The organism is Streptomyces sp. NPDC049040, from assembly GCF_043197715.1.
In the GTDB taxonomy this organism is placed as follows: domain Bacteria; phylum Actinomycetota; class Actinomycetes; order Streptomycetales; family Streptomycetaceae; genus Actinacidiphila.
Map to the genome: position 1 here is coordinate 154,122 of NZ_JBICTO010000005.1, position 18,385 is coordinate 172,506.

An 18,385-nucleotide genomic window follows, 5' to 3' on the forward strand; every position below is an offset into this window, starting at 1 on the left:
CGGCGGAGGGCTCAGTCCTGCTGCTCGACCGGGCGCAGCCCCGCCGTCCACTTCTCCTCGATGTTGCCGAACTTCCAGACCGCCATCGCCACCGCCCAGGTGGCGAAGAACAGCCCGACGATGACGTATCCGACGATGTTGAGGTCCAGGCCGCCCACCCAGTCCCAGAACGCCCCGTGCAGCCCCGCCTTGTCGCTGACCAGGCCGAGCAGCTCCACGGTGCCGATGATCAGCGCGACCGCGACGGACAGGCCGGTGATGGTCAGGTTGTAGTAGACCTTGCGGACCGGCTTGGAGAACGCCCACTCGTAGGCGAAGTTCATGAACGAGCCGTCGATCGTGTCCAGCAGGCACATCCCCGCCGCGAACAGCACCGGCAGGCACAGGATCGCGTACCACGGCAGCCCGGAGGCGGCGCCTGACCCGGCGAGCACCAGCAGTGCGATCTCGGTGGCGGTGTCGAAGCCCAGCCCGAACAGCAGTCCCAGCGGGTACATCTGCCACGGCTTGGTGACCGACTTCATCACCCGGCCGAGCAGCCGGTTCATGAACCCTCGGTTGTTCAGGTGCTCTTCGAGCGCGGCCTCGTCGAAGTGGCCGCCGCGCATCTGCCGGAAGACCTTCCAGATCCCCGCCAGGATCAGCAGGTTGATGAAGGCGATGACGTAGAGGAAGGTGCCGGAGACGGTGGTGCCGACCCAGCCGGTGACATTGTGCAGCTGCGAGTCGTCGTTCTCGACCGGGTCGGCGAGCGACCTGACGCCGAGCGAGAGCAGCAGGGCCAGCGCGAAGACGATGCTGGAGTGGCCCAGCGAGAACCAGAAGCCGACCGACAGCGGCCGCTTGCCCTCGTGCATCAGCTTGCGGGTGGTGTTGTCGATGGCCGCGATGTGGTCGGCGTCGAAGGCGTGCCGCATGCCCAGCGTGTACGCGGTCACGCCGATGCCGATGCCGAAGGATTTGGTGCCCAGGCTGTAGTGCTCGGGCGCGACGATCGCCACCAGTGTGAACCACCCGATGACGTGCAGCGCCACGATGAACGCGGCCATCCCGCCCAGCCGGGACCACTCCGCCCGGGTCATCGATCCGCGTATGCGGCGCCAGCGGGACGCCGCTGGGACGGCGGCCTCGGTGGTGGTGGTCATCGTGGGTCCTCCGTGGAGCGGCTGGGGGAGCGGTTACCGCAACAGACTACTTGTTGCGAATCACTCGCAATAGCTTCCCCCTCCGCTTTCGTTCACACCCGCCGCCGCGACCGGAAGCCCTGCCCCGCAGGCGCGCCGCAGCCGCAACGGGTCCGGGCCCGGCTGCGATCGGGGCGGGAGAGCTTGATCACAAGCGCCGGGAAAGCGTGGCCGATGTCCCTTCGTCCTGATTGACGCATGACAGAACCGAGCCCTACGCTCGCCGTGTAGTGATGACGTGGGGAAGCTGGTGGGAATCCAGCACGGTCGCGCCACTGTGATCCCGCCGCCCGCACCGGGCGAGACGGGAAGTCAGACAGCCGCTCATCACGACGCCCATGGAACAGGGACGCACGATCCCCAAAGGAGGGCTCACCTTGAGCAGCATTTCCGCACCCCGCCCGGCAGCCACGCCGGTCGTCCTGCCGGTCTCGAAGGCCGTGCTGTGGCTGGTCGGCACCGCGATCCTCGCGCTCGCCGCCTACTACTTCATCGGTGTCGACCAGGGCGCCGTCTCGGTCTTCGGCAAGGACATGCACATCCACGAGTTCGTCCACGACGCCCGCCACTTCCTCGGTTTCCCCTGCCACTGACACCGCCGGAACCCGAGGTACGGACAACTCGACATGGAAAAGAAGCTCATACTGCGCGGCATCCTGGCCGGCGCAGCCGCCGGGCTGCTCGCCTTCCTCTTCGCCCGCGTCTTCGCCGAGCCGCAGATCGGCAGGGCGATCGACTACGAGAGCGGCCGGGACGCCGCACAGGCCGCACTCGACAAGGCGGCCGGCCTGCCGGCCGCCGCGGCCGACCCGGACCTGTTCAGCCGCACCGTCCAGGCCGACGTCGGGATAGGCGCCGGAATGATCGTGTTCGGCATGGCCATGGGGGCGCTGTTCGCCGTCGCCTACGCGGTCTGCCTCGGCCGCGTCGGCGGCCTGCGGGCCCGCAGCCTGGCGCTGCTGGTCGCGGGCGGCGGATTCCTCGGCATGTACCTGGTGCCGTTCCTGAAGTACCCGGCCAACCCGCCGGCCATCGGGCACGAGGACACCATCAGGGCCCGCAGCGGCCTCTACCTGCTGATGGTGGTCTGCTCGGTGGCCTTCCTGGCCGGCGCGGCCTGGCTGGGCAGACGGCTGCAAGCCAGGTTCGGCAACTGGAACGCCACCCTGCTGGCCGCCGGCGCCTTCGCCGTCGCGATCGGCGTCGTCATGCTGGTGCTGCCCCCGCTCGGCCATCTGGCCTACAACAAGGAGCACTTCGGAAACCACGCCACCGAGACCCCGCTGCCCCTCACCGACGGCAGCGGACGCATCGTCTACCCCGGCTTCCCGGCCGACGTGCTCTTCTCCTTCCGCTTCTACTCCGTCGCCGCGCAACTGCTGCTCTGGTCGGTGATCGGCCTGGTCTTCGCGCCACTGGCCGACCGGGTGCTCAGGCCCCGGCCCGACACGGCCACCGCACGAGGGGCGGCACCCCTACCGGCATGACCGGCCACCCGCACGGCACGGCGGCGCCGGGCGCGGTGATCGAGGAGATCGCCGCGCTCGGGCCGTTCTTCGCCGTCTCCACCCACCCGGCCGGCGCACCGCCTGCCGGCCCGTGGGCGTCCATGACCGGGCCGCTGCTCGCCGAGCGGGCCGCCGGCGTCAGGGCGTATCTGGCCGCGGCCGGCGGGCAGCCGCAGGACGCGGTCGAGCCGCGGGTCGCCGCCTCCGTCGCCCATCTCGGCCTGGCCGCCCGGCTGGTGTCGCCCGCGCTCGCCGCGGCCGTCCTGCACCGGCGGCCGCTCGGCTACGACCTCGGCGCGGTGCGCTGGCAGCCCGCGCTGGGCGGCCCGGTCCCGGTCTCGCTGCCGGACGACGCGCTGCGACCGGCGCTCCCGGCGCCCGACCGGCTCGCCGACGCCGTGGCCCGCCTGCTGCTCGACGGTCCGCTCGCGGAACTGGCCGATCACATGGGGGCGTTGGGAGTCTCCCGGCACATCCTGCTGGGCAACACCGCCTCCGCGGTCAACGGCGCCGCGACCGCGCTGGCCGCCGCACGTCCGGAACTGGCCGCCCGCGCCCACGCGTTCACCGCCCTGCTGCTGGACCGCCCGCCGCTGCGGGCACAGAGCGCCCGCACCCCGGCAGGCACCTTCCGCCGGCGCAGCTGCTGCCTGATCTACCGCGCCGCCCCCGACCGCGCGGGCGCCCTGTGCGGCGACTGCGTGCTGCACGGCACACCCGCCTGACCACCGCCCCGACCGGCCCCGGCGCCGCACGGACCCTGTGCCACACTCCGGTGCGTGAAGCACATCTACGTCATCGGCATCGGCGCGGGCGACCCCGAACAGCTCACCTTGCAGGCGGTGGGCGCGCTCGGGCGCGCCGAAGTGTTCTTCCTGCTGGACAAGGGGGAGGACAAGGCGGGCCTGGTGCGGTTGCGCGAGGAGATCCTGGAACGGCACGCCGCCCACCCGCACCGGGTGGTCGTCGCGCGCGACCCGGACCGCGACCGCAAGGCCCCCACCGGTGACTACGCACCCGCCGTCGACGACTGGCGGCGGCGCCGCGCCGACATCTACCGGCGGCTCATCGCCGAGGAGGTGCCCGACGGCGGGTGCGGGGCGTTCCTGGTCTGGGGCGACCCCGCGCTCTACGACAGCACCCTGGCGATCCTGGAGGACGTGCAGGCCCGCGGCGGCACGGATTTCGCATGGACGGTGGTGCCCGGCATCAGCGCCGTGGCGACACTGGCCGCCCGGCACCGCATTGGGCTCAACCAGGTCGGCCGCCCGGTCCAGATCACCACGGGACGGCGGCTCGCAGAAGGCGGACTGCCCGACGGCGTGGACGACGTCGTGGTGATGCTCGACGCCCGCCAGGCCTTCGGCGCGCTCGCAGGCCAGGGCCTGCACATCTACTGGGGCGCCTATCTCGGCACCCCCGAGGAGATCCTGCTCGCCGGCCCGCTGGACGAGGAACTGGCCGACCGGATACGTACCGTCAGAGCCGACGCGCGGGCCCGCAAGGGCTGGATCATGGACACCTACCTGCTGCGCAGGGCCGCCGGCTCCCGGCCCCCTCACGAGGCGGGACCCGACGCCGCCCCGCCTCCCGGGGCGCCCGCCGCCGGGGCCGCGCCCGCCGACGCGCCCTGATGCGCCGGGTGCTGATCCTCGGCGGCACCGCCGAGGCCCGCGAGCTCGGCGACCTGCTCGCCGGCACGGAGGGCCTGGAGGTGACGACCTCGCTCGCCGGCCGCACCCCGGCACCGCGGCTGCCCGCGGGCCAGGCGAGGGTCGGCGGATTCGGCGGCCCCGAAGGGCTCGCCGAGTGGCTGCGGGAGCGGCGCACCGGCGCGGTGGTCGACGCCACCCACCCGTTCGCCGAGGCGATCAGCCGCCACGCGGTGGACGCGGCCCGCGCCGCCGGGATACCGCTGCTGGCGCTGCGCCGGCCCGGCTGGAGCGCGGGGGAGGGGGACCGCTGGCACTGGGCGGACACCGTCGTGGAGGCCGCGGCACTGCTTCCCGCCCTGGGCCGGCGGCCCTTCCTGACCACCGGCCGCCGGGACCTGGCCGCCTTCGCGGACCTCCCGCTGCGCTTCCTGGCCCGCTCGGTCGCCCCGCCACCGCCACCGCTGCCCGCGCACTGCCGCGTCCTGCTCGACCGGGGGCCCTTCAGCCTCGACGCGGAGAGGGCCCTGCTGCGCGAGCACCGCATCGACGTCCTGGTCACCAAGGACAGCGGCGGCACCGCCACCGCCCCCAAACTCACCGCGGCGCGTGAGGCCGCCCTGCCGGTACTGATCGTCCGCCGCCCGCAGGCACCCCCCGGTGTACCCACCGTCACCACCCCGGCCGCCGCGGCGCACTGGCTGCGCACCCTCTGACCTCGGGCGGGTTCCGGAGGCGCCGCGAGGCTGCCGTTCGGAAGCCGGGCGGTCGCACGGGGCGCCGCCGCCCGCATCAACCGATCGGTTGACCCCCGGATCCACCGCGCCGCCTGTGCACCGCACCCCGGTGGTCGATCCGCCCGGAGGCCTCCGCGCGGGATTCTCGGTCCACGACGGCGAAGCGCCGCCCCAAGGCCACCGGGAAGGTCCACGGCAATGAAGGTCATCGAGGTCGAGCACCTGCACAAGCGCTACGGCGACGACATCGCGGTCCACGACGTGTCGTTCTCGGTCGGCGAAGGGGAGGTGTTCGGCATCCTCGGCCCGAACGGCGCGGGCAAGACCACGACGGTGGAGTGCCTGTCCGGGCTGCGGCCCGCAGACGGCGGCCGGGTGCGGGTCCTCGGCCTCGACCCGCGCAGCGAACGCGCCGCCGTACGCCGGCAGCTCGGCGTCCAGCTGCAGGAGAGCGGCCTGCCGGACCGGCTGCGGGTGCGCGAGGCCCTCGAACTCTTCGCGTCCTTCCACGCCGACCCCGCCGACATCCCGGAACTCCTCGACCGCCTCGGCCTGTCCGACAAGTCCGCCGCCCGGCACAAGAGCCTGTCGGGCGGCCAGAAGCAGCGTCTGGCGATCGCCCTGGCCGTGGTCGGCCGCCCCCGGGTGGTGGTGCTCGACGAGCTCACCACCGGCCTCGACCCGCACGCCCGCCGCGCCACCTGGGACCTGGTGGAGCAGATCCGCGACCAGGGGGCCACCGTCGTACTGGTCACCCACTTCATGGAGGAGGCCGAGCGGCTCTGCGACCGGGTCGCACTGATCGACGCCGGCCGGATCGTCGCCGTCGACACCCCCGCGGGCCTGGCCGGGCGGGCCGGGCAGGAGCAGCGGATGCGCTTCCGGCCGTCCGCGCCGCTGGACGAGGCCGAGCTGCGGGCCCTGCCCGAGGTCACCACCCTGGCCCGGCACGGCGGGCAGGTCGAGCTCACCGGTACCGGCGACCTCGTCGGCGCCGTCACCTCCCTGCTGGCCAGGCGCCGGATCATCGCCGCCGACCTGCGGGTCGACCAGGCCACCCTCGACGACGCCTTCGTCGCCCTGACCGGCGGGGCGCACCAGACCGGCCGCGCCGACGACGCCCGCTGACCCGCGCGCACTGCCGACACCCCGCCACCCCGACACCCGCAGAGGACATTCAGATGACCGCCTTCGCCGCGCCACCCGTCCGCATGACCGCCAAGGGCTTCCGCACCCTGACCGCCACCCAGGCCAGGCTGCTGATGCGCGAGCCGGCCGCTCTGGTGTGGCTCACCTTCCCGCTGCTGATGCTGATCGTCTTCGGCAACATCCCCGGCTTCCGCACCCCGAGCGATGACCTCGGCGGGCGGAGTGTCCTGGACGTGTACGTGCCCACCATCGCCGCCATGGTGCCGCTGTTCCTCGGCTGCACCGCCCTGCCCATGACCATGGCGGGCTTCCGCGAGAAGGGCTTCCTGCGCCGGTTGTCGGTCAGCCCGGTCCCGGCCGCGGGCCTGCTCGCCGCGCTGCTGGCCGTCATCGCCGCCCTGGCCGCGGTGGGCGTCGCCGCGGTCACCGCCGTCGGAAGCCTCGCCTTCCACGTCAAGGCGCCGGCGAACCCCGGCGCGGTCGCCGCCTCCTTCCTGCTCGGCAGCACCGCCGTGTTCGCCCTCGGCCTGGTGGTGGCCGCACTGGCCCGCACCTCGGGCGCCGCCAGCGGCATGGGCGTCCCGCTGATGGTGCTGAACTTCTTCTTCAGCGGCCTGTACGTGCCGCTGGCCGAGCTGCCCGACGTGCTCCGGCGGATCAGCGAGTACGTCCCCTTCGGCGCCGTGATGGCGGCCTGGGCCGGCCAGGGAGCCCTGTGGCACCACCTGGCGGTGCTCGCCGCGTACACCGTGCTCGGCGGGCTGCTGGCCGCACGGCTTTTCCGTTGGGAATGATGGGACGGGTGAAGGCAGCAAGCGGCGACACCTCCGACGTGCGGTTCCAGCAGCTCCAGCAGCACCTGCCCTACGGCGGCCTTGGGGTCTCCCTGGTGCTGGCGCTCGGCCTCGGCCCCCACACGGCGGCATTCGTGGCGGCCGCCTGCGGGCTGTCCGCGGCTGCCGCGCTGTGGCTGCGCTTCATGGACCTGCCCTACCCCGCGCCCGCCGGGCGGCGCGGCCGGGCGATCCTCTTCTTCGCCGGCCTCCAGGCGCTCATCGCCGCGCTGGTCGCCCTCAGCCCCTTCTTCGGCTTCTTCGGCTTCACCGGCTACCTCCAGGTGGCGCTGCTGCCCCGCGCCCTGCGGATGCCCGCCATCGCCGTCAACGCGGCACTGATGGCCACCACCCAGGTCGGCGGCTTCGGCAACCTGCACGGGGGCACCCTCGGCGTCTACGCGGGCCTGGTGGTCGTGAACATGGTCTTCGCCGGCGTCATCACCAACCAGGGCATCGAGGAGGACCAGCGCAGCAGACGGCGGGCCGAGATGATCGAGGAACTCGCCGAGGCCAACCGCAGGCTGCGCGAGACGATGGTGGAGAACGCGGGGCTGCACGCCCAGCTGGTCACCCAGGCCCGCGAGGCCGGGGTCCTGGACGAGCGGCAGCGGATGGCAGGCGAGATCCACGACACCATCGCCCAGGGCCTCACCGGCATCGTCACCCAGCTGGAGGCCGCGGAGCGCTTCGACGCCGACCCCGCCCGCCGCGCCAGGCACCGCGAGCTGGCCAGGACGCTGGCCAGGGAGAGCCTGGCCGAGGCCCGCCGCTCGGTGCGGGCGCTGCGCCCGGGCCCGCTGGACGAGGCCGCCCACCTGCCGGGCGCCCTGGAGGACCTGGCCTGGCGCTGGTCGCGGACCTCGGGCGTCGGTGTCAGGGTCGAGGTCACCGGCAGCCCCGTACCGCTGCCCCCACCGGTGGAGGTGGTGCTCTTCAGGACCGCGCAGGAGGGCCTGGCCAACATCGCCAAGCACGCAGCTGCCTCCCGCGCCGGCCTGACCCTCTCGTACACGCACCAGGTGGTGATGCTCGACGTGCTCGACGACGGGGCCGGCTTCGATTCCGCACCCGGTGGCGACAGCTACGGCCTCACCGCGATGCGGCAGCGGCTGCACCAGGTCGGCGGGACCCTGGAGATCGAGAGCGCCCCGGGTGAGGGCACCGCACTGAGCGCCCGCGTCCCCGCCGCGACCGCATCGCCGACCGTCCCGGCCCCCTCCCCGCTCTGCCCGTCCGCGCGGACCCCCGCCCCTGAAGGCGGCCGGGTCTCCGCCGCGGGGGACAATGGCGCGTGACCATTCGCCTGCTCATCGTCGATGACCACCCCGTCGTCCGCGACGGCCTGCGCGGCGTCTTCGACGGGGACCCGGACTTCACCGTCGCGGGCGAGGCCGCGGACGGTGCGGAGGCAGTCGACCGTGCCGTGGCGCTGGCGGTGGACGTCGTCCTGATGGACCTGCGGATGCCGCGGATGGGCGGTGTCGAGGCGATCCGGCTGCTGGCCGACCGCGCCCCCGCGATCCGCGTCCTGGTCCTCACCACCTACGACACCGACGCCGACGTGCTGCCGGCGATCGAGGCGGGCGCCACCGGCTACCTGCTCAAGGACGCCCCGCGCGAGGAACTGGTCCGCGCGGTCCACGCCGCCCACCGCGGCGAGGCCGTGCTCGCCCCGACGGTGGCCAGCAAGATCCTCGGCCGTGTCAGGACCCCGCAGGCCGCCCCCGCGACGCCCGAGACGACCCCCACCGACCGCGAACTCGAAGTCCTCCGCCTGGTCGCCGCGGGCACCACGAACAAGGAGGCCGCCCGCCGGCTCTTCATCAGCGAGGCCACGGTCAAGACCCACCTGCTGCACCTGTACGCCAAGCTCGGCGTGCGCGACCGCGCCGCCGCGGTCGCCGCCGCGTACAAGGCGGGCCTGCTCGACTGACAGGCGCGCCGGCCGCACCTGGTGGATGATGGAGGTTGACCGGCAACCGAGGCCGGGAGGCAGCCATGGACTATCCGGAAACGTACGAGCTGGTGTTCCACGCCGCCGCCGTCGAGGACGACGCGGTGCTGGTGCACCGCACCGACCGGTCCGGTGCCGGCGGTTATCCCATCTACCAGGACGACACCGGTATCGTCCGCGCCGAGATCAGCGCGGACGGCGAGGTCCGGATGGTCGCAAGCGGCGGCCACCAGACACCCGACGTCCCCCTGTCCGTCCACTCCGTGCCGCGCTGAGAGCGCGGGGGAGTGCCCCTCAGTAGCCTTCGCCGGGACCCGCCCCGTCGATCAGCACCGCACGGTCCCGCGCGGCGACCACGGCGGCCGACAGGTTCTCGATGTCGTAGGCGCCGTGGTGCCGCCTGCCGTTGATGAAGAAGGTCGGTGTGCCCGACACCCCGCTCAGGTCGGCCGACTCCACGTCGCGCTCGACCCGGGGCGCGCCCTTGCGCCCGCGCAGCGCCTCGCGGAAGGCGCCCACATCGAGCGACAGGTGCTCGGCATGCGCCAGCAGGTCCTTGACCTGCAGCCGGTCCTGGTGCTCGAAAAGCCGGTCCCGCATCTCCCAGAAGGCGCCCTGGAGCCCGGCGACCTCGGCGGCCTCGGCGGCGAGCTGCGCGTGCGGGTGCACATCGGTCAGCGGCAGATGGCGCCAGACGTAGCGGACGTCGCCGAAGTCGGCGAGCAGCTCGCGCACCACCTCCTCTGCCTGGCCGCAGTAGGGGCACTCGAAATCGCCGTACTCGACCACCGTCACCGGCGCGTCCAGCGGCCCCCGTACGTGGTCCCGCTCCGGGTCCACCGGCTCCGCGAGGTCGACGACGGCCTCCGCGGTGCCCAGCAGCGCCTTGGCCTTGCGCTCCTTCGGCATGCGGGCGATGACGAGCGCCACCGTCGAGGTGGCGAGCATCGCGAAGACCACCGCGCTGAGCACGCCGATCTTCGCCTCGTCCAGCTGCCGCCCGTCGAAGGCCAGCGTCGCGATCAGCAGCGACACGGTGAAGCCGATCCCCGCGATGGTCCCGCCGCCGGCCACCGCCCCCCAGCCCACCGGCGGCCGCATCCGGCCGCCGCTCAGCCGGGTCGCCAGCACCGACGCCCCGATCACGCCGATCGGCTTGCCGACGCCGTAGCCCAGCAGGATGCCCAGGGTGATCGGCGAGGTGAAGGCGTCGGACAGCAGCGACCCGTTGATCTCGATACCGGCGTTGGCCAGCGCGAAGAGCGGCACGATCGCGTAGCTGCTCCACGGGTGGTAGAGCCGCTGGAGGCGGTCGTTGGGCGAGAGCGCCGAGGCGATGCCCTGCCGGGCCTCCCGCTCCAGTTCCGGGGTCGGCTGCTCGCGGAAGGACCGGAAGAGCCCGCTGGCCCTTTCCAGCGCGTCCCGGGACGCCGGGTACGCGTACGACATCAGGCCCATGATCAGGCCCACCACCACCGGGTCCACCCCGGAGTTCACGAAGGCCACCCAGGCGACCACGCCGAGCAGCGCGTAGACCGGCCCGCGCCGGGTGCCGGTCCTGCGGACCAGCGCCGCCACCACCAGCACGCCCACCCCGATCAGCAGCGGCGTCCACGACAGGTGCTCGCTGTAGGCGACGGCGATCACCGCCAGCGCCAGGAAGTCGTCCACCACCGCCACGGTGAGGATGAAGGTGTGCAGCCGGCGCGGGAAGCGCGACCCCAGCAGCGCCAGCATGCCCAGGGCGAACGCGGTGTCGGTGGACATCGCTGCTCCCCAGCCGTGCCCGGAGGGCCGGCCCGAGTTCACCGCCAGGTAGATCACCACCGGCACCGCCATGCCGCTGAGCCCGGCCAGCAGCGGCAGCGGGATCCGCCGCCGGTCGCGCAGCTCCCCCATGTCGAACTCGCGGCGCGCCTCGAGCCCGACGACCAGGAAGAACAGCGTCATCAGCCCGCTGTTCACCCACTCGCGCAGGTCCATGTCGATTCCGTGCGCACCGAGCTCGACCGACAGCCGGGTGTCCCAGACCGTTGCGTAGCTGCCCGGTGCGATGTTCACCCATGCCAGGGCCGCCACCGTCGCGGCCAGCAGCACCGCGGCACTGCCGGTCTCGGTACGGATGTACGCCCACGGCGACGAGACCCCGGAACGGTCCCGTTCGGTCCGACCCGTCAAGGGCGTGCTGAAGCCCCGGAACATCCAGCCTCCCGCAGTTCGTGTGTGAGCCACACCCTGGCACGAGCCGGGCGCGCGGGGCGCACTGAACCGGTACGTGGACACGGCAGGTCGCGCCCGCGGGCCGGTACGCCCCGACGGCGCAACCGGCGGGCGGCCCGGGACATTCCGGCCGCCGCCGCGGGCCGCCGCCACCGCCCGGCCGACCTGCGGCGGCCCCGGGCGACTTCCGCTGAACATCAGCCGTACGCAGTACGTACCTGGTGGCGACGGCAGGCCTCCGCGGGCCGTCCCCGGGTGGGAGGATGGGCAGGGCCGGAGATTGGACGACGACGAGGGGGCGGCCGGTGGTGGCGCGGGACGATGCCGTGATCGGCTGCACGGGGGAACTGCTGATCGGCAGCCGCGGCGCGGCGGGGCCAGGCGAGGTCCTGGTGCGGATCAGGGGCGGCACCGAGGCCTTCCTCGCCTGGTCCGACGATCCGCTGCCCAAGGGCACCACGGTGCTCGTGGTGGATTCCCGCGGCATGCGCCAGGTCGATGTGATCGAGTGGGCCGACCCGCTGGACGCCCCGACCGGATGAGCCGCGCAGACGAAGGAGATGTCAAGGATGTTCGGTTATCGCGTACCCGCACCCGATGAGGCGATGCTGATCTCGGGCGGTCGCCGTGGACTGGGCGGTGCGCCCTTCCGTGTGGTCACAGGGCACGGCAAGTTCGTGCTGCCGGTCTTCCGCAAGACCCGGTTCCTGACCCTGGCGATGTGCGAGTCCGAGGTGGCCGAGACCTGCGTGACCCGGCAGGGCATCGCACTGACGGTGAAGGCCGTCATCGCCTTCAAGGTCGGCAACGACCACGAGAGCATCGTCAACGCGGGCCAGCGCTTCCTGTCCGACCAGGACCAGATGTCGATCCTCACCGGCCGGATCTTCGCCGGCCATCTGCGGTCCATCATCGGCTCCATGACCGTCGAGGAGATCGTCACCGAGCGGCAGAAGCTCGCCACCGAGGTACTGGAGACCTCGAAGACCGAGATGGCCAAGATCGGCCTGACCGTCGACTCCCTGCAGATCCAGTCCATCGACGACGGCGACACCGGTTACATCGACGCGATGTCCGCGCCGCACAAGGCCGCCATCCAGCGGCAGGCGCAGATCGCCCAGGCCCAGGCCACCCAGGCGTCGGTGGAGGCCCAGCAGGTCGCGGCCCGCAACCAGGCCGAGTACGCGCGGCAGACCGCGGTCGTCCAGGCCGAGTACTCCGCCCAGATCGACCGCGCCCAGGCCCAGGCGGCCCAGGCCGGCCCGCTCGCGCAGGCGCACGCCCAGCAGGAGGTGCTGGCCGCTCAGACCGAGCTCGCGCTGCGGGCCGCAGAGCTGCGCCAGCAGCAGCTGGTCGCCGAGGTCGTCAAGCCCGCCGAGGCGGAGGCCGAGCGGATCCGGGTGCTCGCCGTCGCCGACGCCGAGCGGATGCGGATCCAGGCCGCGGCGGCGGCCTCGCACGACCGGGTCGCCCTCGACCGGATGATCATCGATCAGCTTCCGCAGATCGTGAAGGAGGCCGCCAACGGCCTGTCCGGCGCGAACGTCAACGTCCTGAACGGCGCAGACGGCCTCAGCGAGATCGCCGCGGGCCTGGTCAGCCAGGGCCTGACCATCCTGGACTCGGTCCGCAAGAACCTGGGCCCCGACGGCAGTCCCACCGGTTCGCCGAGCGGCGCCGTCGAGGTGCACGGGCGCCGCAAGTCCGACGGCCAGGTCGACATCGACTGACCCGCCGCGCGACACACGCGGCAGGGCGCCGCCACGACCCGCGGGCCGCGGCGGCGCCCGCATGTCCGGCGAGCCGGCGGGCCTGCCTCGGCGCCTTTCCGGCGTCAGTGCCTGCCGGCCCGGTCGAGCGCCGCTTCCGCCTGCGCCGCGAGGCCGGCCACGAGGTCGGCAGCGGACGGCAGGTCGTGGATGAGGTCGACGGCCTCGCCCGCCCACACCGGCAGCGCCGGGATCCTTTCCCGCGCCACGTCCTGCCGGTATTCCTCCAGGGCCCCGGGGTCCGCGGCCAGCTCGGCCTCCCGGCCCCGCCAGCGGTCGAGGTAGGGGTGGCCCAGGGTGCGAGCGGTGTAGTCCGAGGGCCACCGTGAGCCTCGGGCGATGTCGAGCACCCTGCTGCGCTCGGTGTCCTCGGCGCGTCCCTCGACGATCGCCCTCGCGGTCGAGGGGTCCACCAGTGCCTCGGTCGTCGCCTGGAAGCGCGTGCCGACGAGCGCCCCCGCGGCGCCCAGGGCCAGGGCCGCAGCCACGCCGCGGCCGTCGGCGATCCCGCCGGCCGCCAGGACCGGCACCGGCCCCGCCACATCCACCACCGCGGGCACGAACGGCAGCGTGGAGCGCCCGTGCCGTGCCCCGTGGCCGCCGCTCTCGGTGCCCTGTGCCACGAGGACGTCGGCTCCCAGGTCGAGGGCCCGCCCGGCCTCCTCCAGGCCGGTCACCTGGAGGATCAGCAGGGCGCCGGCGGAGCGGACGCGCTCGGCGAAGGGGCTCGGGTCGCCGAAGGACAGCATCACCGCCGTGGGCCGGTACTCCAGCGCCTGCTCGATCACCCCGGCCTTCAGCTGCCAGGTCAGGAAGCCCATGCCCCAGGGCCTGCCGGAGCCCTCGGCGACGAGCGGCACCTCCCGGGCCAGCCACGTCGGGTCCCCGTCCCCTGCGCCCAGCATCCCGAGGCCGCCGCCGCGGGAGACGGCCGCGGCCAGCGCGCCCCCGGCCGAGCCGCCCATCGGTGCCAGCACGATCGGGTGCCGCGCGCCGGACAGCTCCGTGAACCGCGTCGACAGCGTCATGGCCGCCATCCTCCCCCGCACCGCGCCGCCGCGAAACGTCGCCCGCCGCGACCGGAAGGGAACGGTGGTGCGTGCGGTGGAATTCTCGCCGCTGCGGTTCCGGAGGTGAAGCCGTTGTGGCGCATCGTCTTCACTGAGTCGCGCCAGGCGCCGGTCACCTCCCTATTAAAACGTCACAGGTTAAATACCGATGGCTCGTCGAATGCCCTGTTTGTATCCGCCGCCGGAGGCTTCAAATCGCGGATCCGACCACATGAGAGCGTTGCGAAGCCTCCGCGAGAGGCCGTGCCGTGACTATTGACGCTCTCGCTTCCGAGGGGTTAGATCGGCGTCGTTCTCTTCGCTTGCGTTCAAGGAATGAATTCAATGAATGAGGGCGAGGCCGCGAAATCAGCTCGATACCGCGGCCCGTTCGGCAGGATCCTCACTCTCCAAAGGGGTTGGATATGTCGGTTTCCCGTAGATCCGTACTCAAGCTGACCGGTGGCGGCGCGGCCGCCGCGGGAGTCGCCGCCGTCACTCCGGCGACGGCTGCGAACGCCGCGGCTCCCACGGCGGGCGGTGCGGTGGTGTCCGGCCCGGTCGACTCGGGACCGGTCGCCCAGCCGGGCGCGTCGGCAGCGCTGAAGAAGGCCAGAGCCCTGGTCGCGCAGATGACGCTCGACGAGAAGATCGCGTACTGCCACGGCGTGCCCGCGGGCCAGGGGTACACCGGCATGATCCCGGCGAACACCCGGCTGGACATCCCGGCGCTGCGGCTCGGCGACGGCCCCAGCGGTGTGGGCAACGGCTCCGTCGGGGTCACCCAGTGGCCGGACTCGAAGGCCCTGGCGGCCTCCTGGGACGTCTCGCTTGCCGACGACTACGGCAAGGCCTACGGCAACGAGCACGCGGCCAAGGGGCACAACTTCGCGCTCGCCCCCTGCATCAACATCCTGCGCCTGCCGCACTGGGGGCGGTCCTTCGAGACGTACACCGAGGACCCCCACCTGAACGGGCAGCTGGCGGCGGCCGTCATCCAGGGCATCCAGTCGAACCACGTCATCGCCACCGTGAAGCACTTCGTCGCCAACAACCAGGAGACGCTGCGCAACTCGATCGACGCGATCATCTCCCGACGGGCCCTGGAGGAGCTGTACTTCCCCGGTTTCAAAGCCGCCGTGCAACAGGGCGGCACCGGGGCCGTGATGACCTCGTACAACAAGCTCAACGGCACCTGGACCTCGGAGAACCGTGCCATCGTGCAGGACACCCTGCGCGGCACCTGGGGCTTCGACGGCATCGTGATGTCGGACTGGGGCGGCACCCACAGCACGGTGCAGACCGCGAAGGCCGGCTCCGACATAGAGATGCCCGGCGGCACCTACCTCGGCGACGCGCTCAAGACCGCCGTGCAGAACGGCTCGGTGAGCACCGGCACCCTGGACGCGATGGTCACGCACGTGCTCACCGCGATGTTCCGGGTCGGGCTCTTCGACCACCGGCTGGTGGACCCCGCGACGGTGGTGTCGAAGGTGGTCAGCACACCCGAGCACCTCGCACTGGCACGGCGGATATCCGTCAGCGGCAGCGTGCTGCTGCAGAACCGCGGGAATCTCCTGCCGCTCGGCAGGCCCGCGTCGATCGCGGTGATCGGTGACGCCGCCGACGCCCACCCCCAGACCCACGGCGGCGGTTCCGGCAGCGTCAACGCGAACGGCACCGTCGTCTCGGCGCTGGCCGGCATCAAGGCCCGCGCCGGCAGCGCCACCGTCACGTACACGCCCGGCACCCTGGGTATCGCCGCGCCGCCCGTCGCCCCCGCCTCGGTCTTCGGCAGCGGGCTCACCGCCACCTACTACGGCACGACCGACTTCACCGGCACCCCGCTGGGCACCGAGACCGTACCGAACCTGGACCTGAGCGCCGCGCCGGCCGCGGTGGCGAACGCCGCGAACGGCTGGTCGGCCCGCTGGACCGGCACCTTCACCGCCGCCACCTCCGGCGGGTACCGCTTCTCGCTGAGCGCCGGCGGCACGGCCACCGTCACCATCGACGGCGCCGCCGTCCTCGCCTTCAGGCCCGGGGCGGAGAGCGTGCAGAACGGCCTGGTCACCCTGGCCGCCGGCCCGCACGACATCGTCGTCGACTACGTCTCCGCCGCGCCGGTCCCCGGCGGCCGCGCCCCCAGGACCAGCCTGCACCTGGGCCTCCAGGCGAACTACGACGCGCTGATCGCGGCCGCCGCGGACGCGGCGAAGAGCGCCGAGGTCGCGGTGGTCGTCGTCGCCGACGTCACCAGCGAGGGCATGGACCGCTCGACCCTGTCGCTGCCCGCCGACCAGGACCAGCTCATCTCGGCCGTCGCCAGGGCCAACCCCAGGACGGTCGTCGTCCTCAACACCTCGGGCGCGGTCCTCATGCCGTGGCTCCCGCAGGTGAAGTCGGTCATCGCCAACTGGTACTCCGGCCAGGAGCAGGGCAACGCGCTGGCCGCGATGCTCTTCGGCGACGCCGAGCCGGGCGGCCGGCTCACCGAGACCTTCCCCGCGGCCGACGAACAGGGCCCGGCGAAGACCACCGTGGAATTCCCCGGCGACGGGGTGCAGGTCTACTACGACGAGGACCTGGCCATCGGCTACCGGTGGTACGACAGCTCGGGGGAGAAGCCGCTCTTCCCCTTCGGCTTCGGACTGTCGTACACCAGCTTCGAGTTGACCGACCTGCGTACCGGCCGGGCCTCCGACGGCACCGTCAGTGCCACCGTCAGGATCCGCAACACCGGGTCGCGCAGCGGCTCGGAGGTGGTGCAGCTCTACGTGAAGTCCCCTGCCGCGGCCCTGGAACCCGCCAAGCAGCTCAAGGCCTTCGCCAAGGTCACCCTCGACCCCGGCAAGTCCACGACCGTCCGACTCGACCTGCCCGCCGACGCCTTCGCGACCTGGGTCAACGCGAGCACCGGATGGACCGTCCTGCCCGGCTCCTACGGCATCCTCGTCGGCACCTCCGCCGCCCGGTTGCCACTGCGGACCGAGGTGACCGTGAAGTAGCCCGATCCGCCGGACGGGGGCGACCGGCCACTGGTTGCCCCCGTCCCGCCCGGTGGCCGTCCTGCCCTGCGCCCGAACAGGGTCCGGGCACGCTCAGCCGAGCAGCCGTCCGATGTGGCTCTCGGCCGCCAGGACGGCCGAGCCCGCGGCCACCGCCGTGGTGGTCAGCACACCGGGTCTGACCTCGAGGCCGTGGTGGGTCATGGGCGACGTACGGTGCTCGATCGTCTCCCGCAGACCGGCCGCCACGGCTTCCGCCGCGGGCCCCAGGGCGCTGTCGACCACCAGCAGGTCGGGATTGAGCATGGTCACGAAGCCGACGAGCGGCCGCCCCATGGTGCGCCCCAGATCCGTCAGCCAGCGCCGCACCATCACATCGCCGCCTGCGGCCAGGGAGATGACCTCCTCCAGGGTCACCGTGCGGCCGACGGCGGTGGCGATGTCATCGACCAGGCTCGGGCCGTTGCGCCGGGCGGTGGTGAAGCAGCCGCGGTTGCCGCACAGGCACAGGTCGCCGTCCTCGCGGACGCTGATGTGGGCGAGTTCACCGGCGACGCCGCCTGCCCCGCGCAGCAGCCGGCCGCCGATGACGATGCCCGCGCCGAACCCGGGGACGACGCTGAGGTAGACCGCGGTGTGGGCGCCGCGGGCGGCGCCGTGGCCGGCCTCGCCGAGCGCGGCCAGATTGATGTCGTTCTCGATCAGCACCGGGGTGCCGAGCGCCCGGGTGAGGACGTCAGAGGGGTCGCTGAGCAGCCAGTCGGGGCGCGGGTACCGCCGCCGGGTGAACGGAGCCTCTCCCGGCGGGTACATGGGGATGGGCGGCGCTCCCGCACCCTGCCTGAAGGGCATCGCGACCGACAGGACAACGGCGTCTGGCGCCCTGTCCGAGAGGCAGCGCGCGGCCTCGGCCAGTTCCTGCACGGTGGCCTCGAACGGCTGGGTCAGGTCGAGGTGGATCTCCGCACTCTCCAGGACGCGGCCGTCGAGGCGTACCAGGGTGACCGACTGCCGGGTGCGGCCGAGTTGGACGGCGGCGACGGTCCTGCCGGCGAGGTCGATGCGTATCGTCGAGGCCGGCCGCCCCGCCCCGCGCGGGCCGCCCGCGACCGGCTCCGCGAACCCCTCCGCGAGGACCCCACGGGCGACGAGCGAGGCGACGGTGGCGGTGACGGTCGTCAGCGGCAGCCGTGTGAGGCCGGCCAGCTCCCGGCGGGTGGCGCCGTCACGGTCGCGGAGCACCGAGACGACATGCCGTTCAACGGGGCGCAGCGCAACGGGAGTCGGGGCGGGATCCATCCCCGGAAGACTAAGGCCTC

General features: G+C 73.0%; 17 protein-coding genes and 1 riboswitch. Of the genes, 13 read left to right on the forward strand and 4 right to left on the reverse strand.

Annotated elements, in window-relative coordinates:
• Positions 1–11: 11 nt before the first annotated feature.
• Complete coding sequence (locus ACGFMP_RS16250; RefSeq protein ID WP_393672995.1) at positions 12–1,145, reverse strand: HoxN/HupN/NixA family nickel/cobalt transporter; 1,134 nt, start codon at positions 1,143–1,145, stop codon at positions 12–14.
• A 280-nt stretch (positions 1,146–1,425) separates the two neighbouring features.
• Positions 1,426–1,506, forward strand: a riboswitch (cobalamin riboswitch).
• Positions 1,507–1,561: 55 nt separating this feature from the next.
• On the opposite strand from ACGFMP_RS16250, the gene ACGFMP_RS16255 reads away from it, so the two are divergent.
• From ACGFMP_RS16255 to ACGFMP_RS16300, 10 genes are all read left to right on the forward strand, one after another.
• Positions 1,562–1,777, forward strand: coding sequence for a CbtB-domain containing protein (locus tag ACGFMP_RS16255; protein ID WP_393672997.1), 216 nt, complete (start codon positions 1,562–1,564; stop codon positions 1,775–1,777).
• Between the two features lie 33 nt (positions 1,778–1,810).
• A complete protein-coding gene (locus ACGFMP_RS16260; protein ID WP_393672999.1) occupies positions 1,811–2,671 on the forward strand; it encodes a CbtA family protein in 861 nt (286 codons plus the stop codon).
• Positions 2,668–3,417: a (2Fe-2S)-binding protein gene (locus ACGFMP_RS16265; RefSeq protein WP_393673000.1), complete on the forward strand. Its 750-nt coding sequence runs from the start codon at positions 2,668–2,670 to the stop codon at positions 3,415–3,417. Before ACGFMP_RS16260 ends, ACGFMP_RS16265 begins: the two co-directional genes overlap by 4 nt.
• Before the next feature lie 54 nt (positions 3,418–3,471).
• A complete protein-coding gene (cobF, locus tag ACGFMP_RS16270; protein ID WP_393673001.1) occupies positions 3,472–4,326 on the forward strand; it encodes a precorrin-6A synthase (deacetylating) in 855 nt (284 codons plus the stop codon).
• A complete protein-coding gene (locus ACGFMP_RS16275; protein ID WP_393673002.1) occupies positions 4,326–5,060 on the forward strand; it encodes a cobalt-precorrin-6A reductase in 735 nt (244 codons plus the stop codon). The genes cobF and ACGFMP_RS16275 overlap by 1 nt, the downstream gene beginning before the upstream one ends.
• 219 nt (positions 5,061–5,279) lie before the next feature.
• Positions 5,280–6,209 carry an ABC transporter ATP-binding protein gene (locus tag ACGFMP_RS16280; RefSeq protein ID WP_393673003.1) on the forward strand — a complete coding sequence of 310 codons (930 nt, stop codon included), beginning with the start codon at positions 5,280–5,282 and terminating at the stop codon, positions 6,207–6,209.
• Positions 6,210–6,262: 53 nt separating this feature from the next.
• On the forward strand, positions 6,263–7,024 hold the full coding sequence (locus ACGFMP_RS16285) for an ABC transporter permease (protein ID WP_393673005.1): 762 nt from the start codon (positions 6,263–6,265) through the stop codon (positions 7,022–7,024).
• A gap of 8 nt (positions 7,025–7,032) precedes the next feature.
• Positions 7,033–8,361: a sensor histidine kinase gene (locus ACGFMP_RS16290; RefSeq protein ID WP_393673007.1), complete on the forward strand. Its 1,329-nt coding sequence runs from the start codon at positions 7,033–7,035 to the stop codon at positions 8,359–8,361.
• Complete coding sequence (locus ACGFMP_RS16295; RefSeq protein ID WP_393673008.1) at positions 8,358–8,999, forward strand: response regulator; 642 nt, start codon at positions 8,358–8,360, stop codon at positions 8,997–8,999. Before ACGFMP_RS16290 ends, ACGFMP_RS16295 begins: the two co-directional genes overlap by 4 nt.
• A gap of 65 nt (positions 9,000–9,064) precedes the next feature.
• Positions 9,065–9,295, forward strand: coding sequence for a DUF6296 family protein (locus ACGFMP_RS16300; RefSeq protein ID WP_393673009.1), 231 nt, complete (start codon positions 9,065–9,067; stop codon positions 9,293–9,295).
• A gap of 19 nt (positions 9,296–9,314) precedes the next feature.
• On the opposite strand, the gene nhaA is transcribed toward ACGFMP_RS16300, so the two are convergent.
• Positions 9,315–11,222, reverse strand: coding sequence for a Na+/H+ antiporter NhaA (gene nhaA / locus ACGFMP_RS16305; protein WP_393673010.1), 1,908 nt, complete (start codon positions 11,220–11,222; stop codon positions 9,315–9,317).
• A 326-nt stretch (positions 11,223–11,548) separates the two neighbouring features.
• Here nhaA and ACGFMP_RS16310 point away from each other — a divergent pair, with 326 nt between their 5' ends.
• Positions 11,549–11,782 (forward strand): hypothetical protein, encoded by a 234-nt coding sequence (locus tag ACGFMP_RS16310; protein WP_393673011.1) that lies wholly within the window; start codon positions 11,549–11,551, stop codon positions 11,780–11,782.
• Between the two features lie 27 nt (positions 11,783–11,809).
• Complete coding sequence (locus ACGFMP_RS16315; RefSeq protein ID WP_393673012.1) at positions 11,810–12,970, forward strand: SPFH domain-containing protein; 1,161 nt, start codon at positions 11,810–11,812, stop codon at positions 12,968–12,970.
• A gap of 104 nt (positions 12,971–13,074) precedes the next feature.
• On the opposite strand, the gene ACGFMP_RS16320 is transcribed toward ACGFMP_RS16315, so the two are convergent.
• Positions 13,075–14,037: a nitronate monooxygenase gene (locus tag ACGFMP_RS16320; protein WP_393673013.1), complete on the reverse strand. Its 963-nt coding sequence runs from the start codon at positions 14,035–14,037 to the stop codon at positions 13,075–13,077.
• A 446-nt stretch (positions 14,038–14,483) separates the two neighbouring features.
• Here ACGFMP_RS16320 and ACGFMP_RS16325 point away from each other — a divergent pair, with 446 nt between their 5' ends.
• Positions 14,484–17,066, forward strand: coding sequence for a glycoside hydrolase family 3 C-terminal domain-containing protein (locus ACGFMP_RS16325; protein ID WP_393673014.1), 2,583 nt, complete (start codon positions 14,484–14,486; stop codon positions 17,064–17,066).
• 93 nt (positions 17,067–17,159) lie between these two features.
• Here ACGFMP_RS16325 and ACGFMP_RS16330 read toward each other — a convergent pair whose 3' ends face one another.
• Positions 17,160–18,365 carry an ROK family protein gene (locus ACGFMP_RS16330; protein WP_393673015.1) on the reverse strand — a complete coding sequence of 402 codons (1,206 nt, stop codon included), beginning with the start codon at positions 18,363–18,365 and terminating at the stop codon, positions 17,160–17,162.
• Between the last annotated feature and the right edge of the window lie 20 nt (positions 18,366–18,385).

Coding starts and splice junctions, on each gene's coding strand:
- ACGFMP_RS16250 (WP_393672995.1), bottom strand. CDS start 1,145: ATGACCACCACCACCGAGGCCGCCGTCCCAGCGGCGTCCCGCTGGCGC.
- ACGFMP_RS16260 (WP_393672999.1), top strand. CDS start 1,811: ATGGAAAAGAAGCTCATACTGCGCGGCATCCTGGCCGGCGCAGCCGCC.
- ACGFMP_RS16265 (WP_393673000.1), top strand. CDS start 2,668: ATGACCGGCCACCCGCACGGCACGGCGGCGCCGGGCGCGGTGATCGAG.
- ACGFMP_RS16275 (WP_393673002.1), top strand. CDS start 4,326: ATGCGCCGGGTGCTGATCCTCGGCGGCACCGCCGAGGCCCGCGAGCTC.
- ACGFMP_RS16280 (WP_393673003.1), top strand. CDS start 5,280: ATGAAGGTCATCGAGGTCGAGCACCTGCACAAGCGCTACGGCGACGAC.
- ACGFMP_RS16285 (WP_393673005.1), top strand. CDS start 6,263: ATGACCGCCTTCGCCGCGCCACCCGTCCGCATGACCGCCAAGGGCTTC.
- ACGFMP_RS16300 (WP_393673009.1), top strand. CDS start 9,065: ATGGACTATCCGGAAACGTACGAGCTGGTGTTCCACGCCGCCGCCGTC.
- nhaA (WP_393673010.1), bottom strand. CDS start 11,222: ATGTTCCGGGGCTTCAGCACGCCCTTGACGGGTCGGACCGAACGGGAC.
- ACGFMP_RS16315 (WP_393673012.1), top strand. CDS start 11,810: ATGTTCGGTTATCGCGTACCCGCACCCGATGAGGCGATGCTGATCTCG.
- ACGFMP_RS16320 (WP_393673013.1), bottom strand. CDS start 14,037: ATGACGCTGTCGACGCGGTTCACGGAGCTGTCCGGCGCGCGGCACCCG.
- ACGFMP_RS16325 (WP_393673014.1), top strand. CDS start 14,484: ATGTCGGTTTCCCGTAGATCCGTACTCAAGCTGACCGGTGGCGGCGCG.
- ACGFMP_RS16330 (WP_393673015.1), bottom strand. CDS start 18,365: ATGGATCCCGCCCCGACTCCCGTTGCGCTGCGCCCCGTTGAACGGCAT.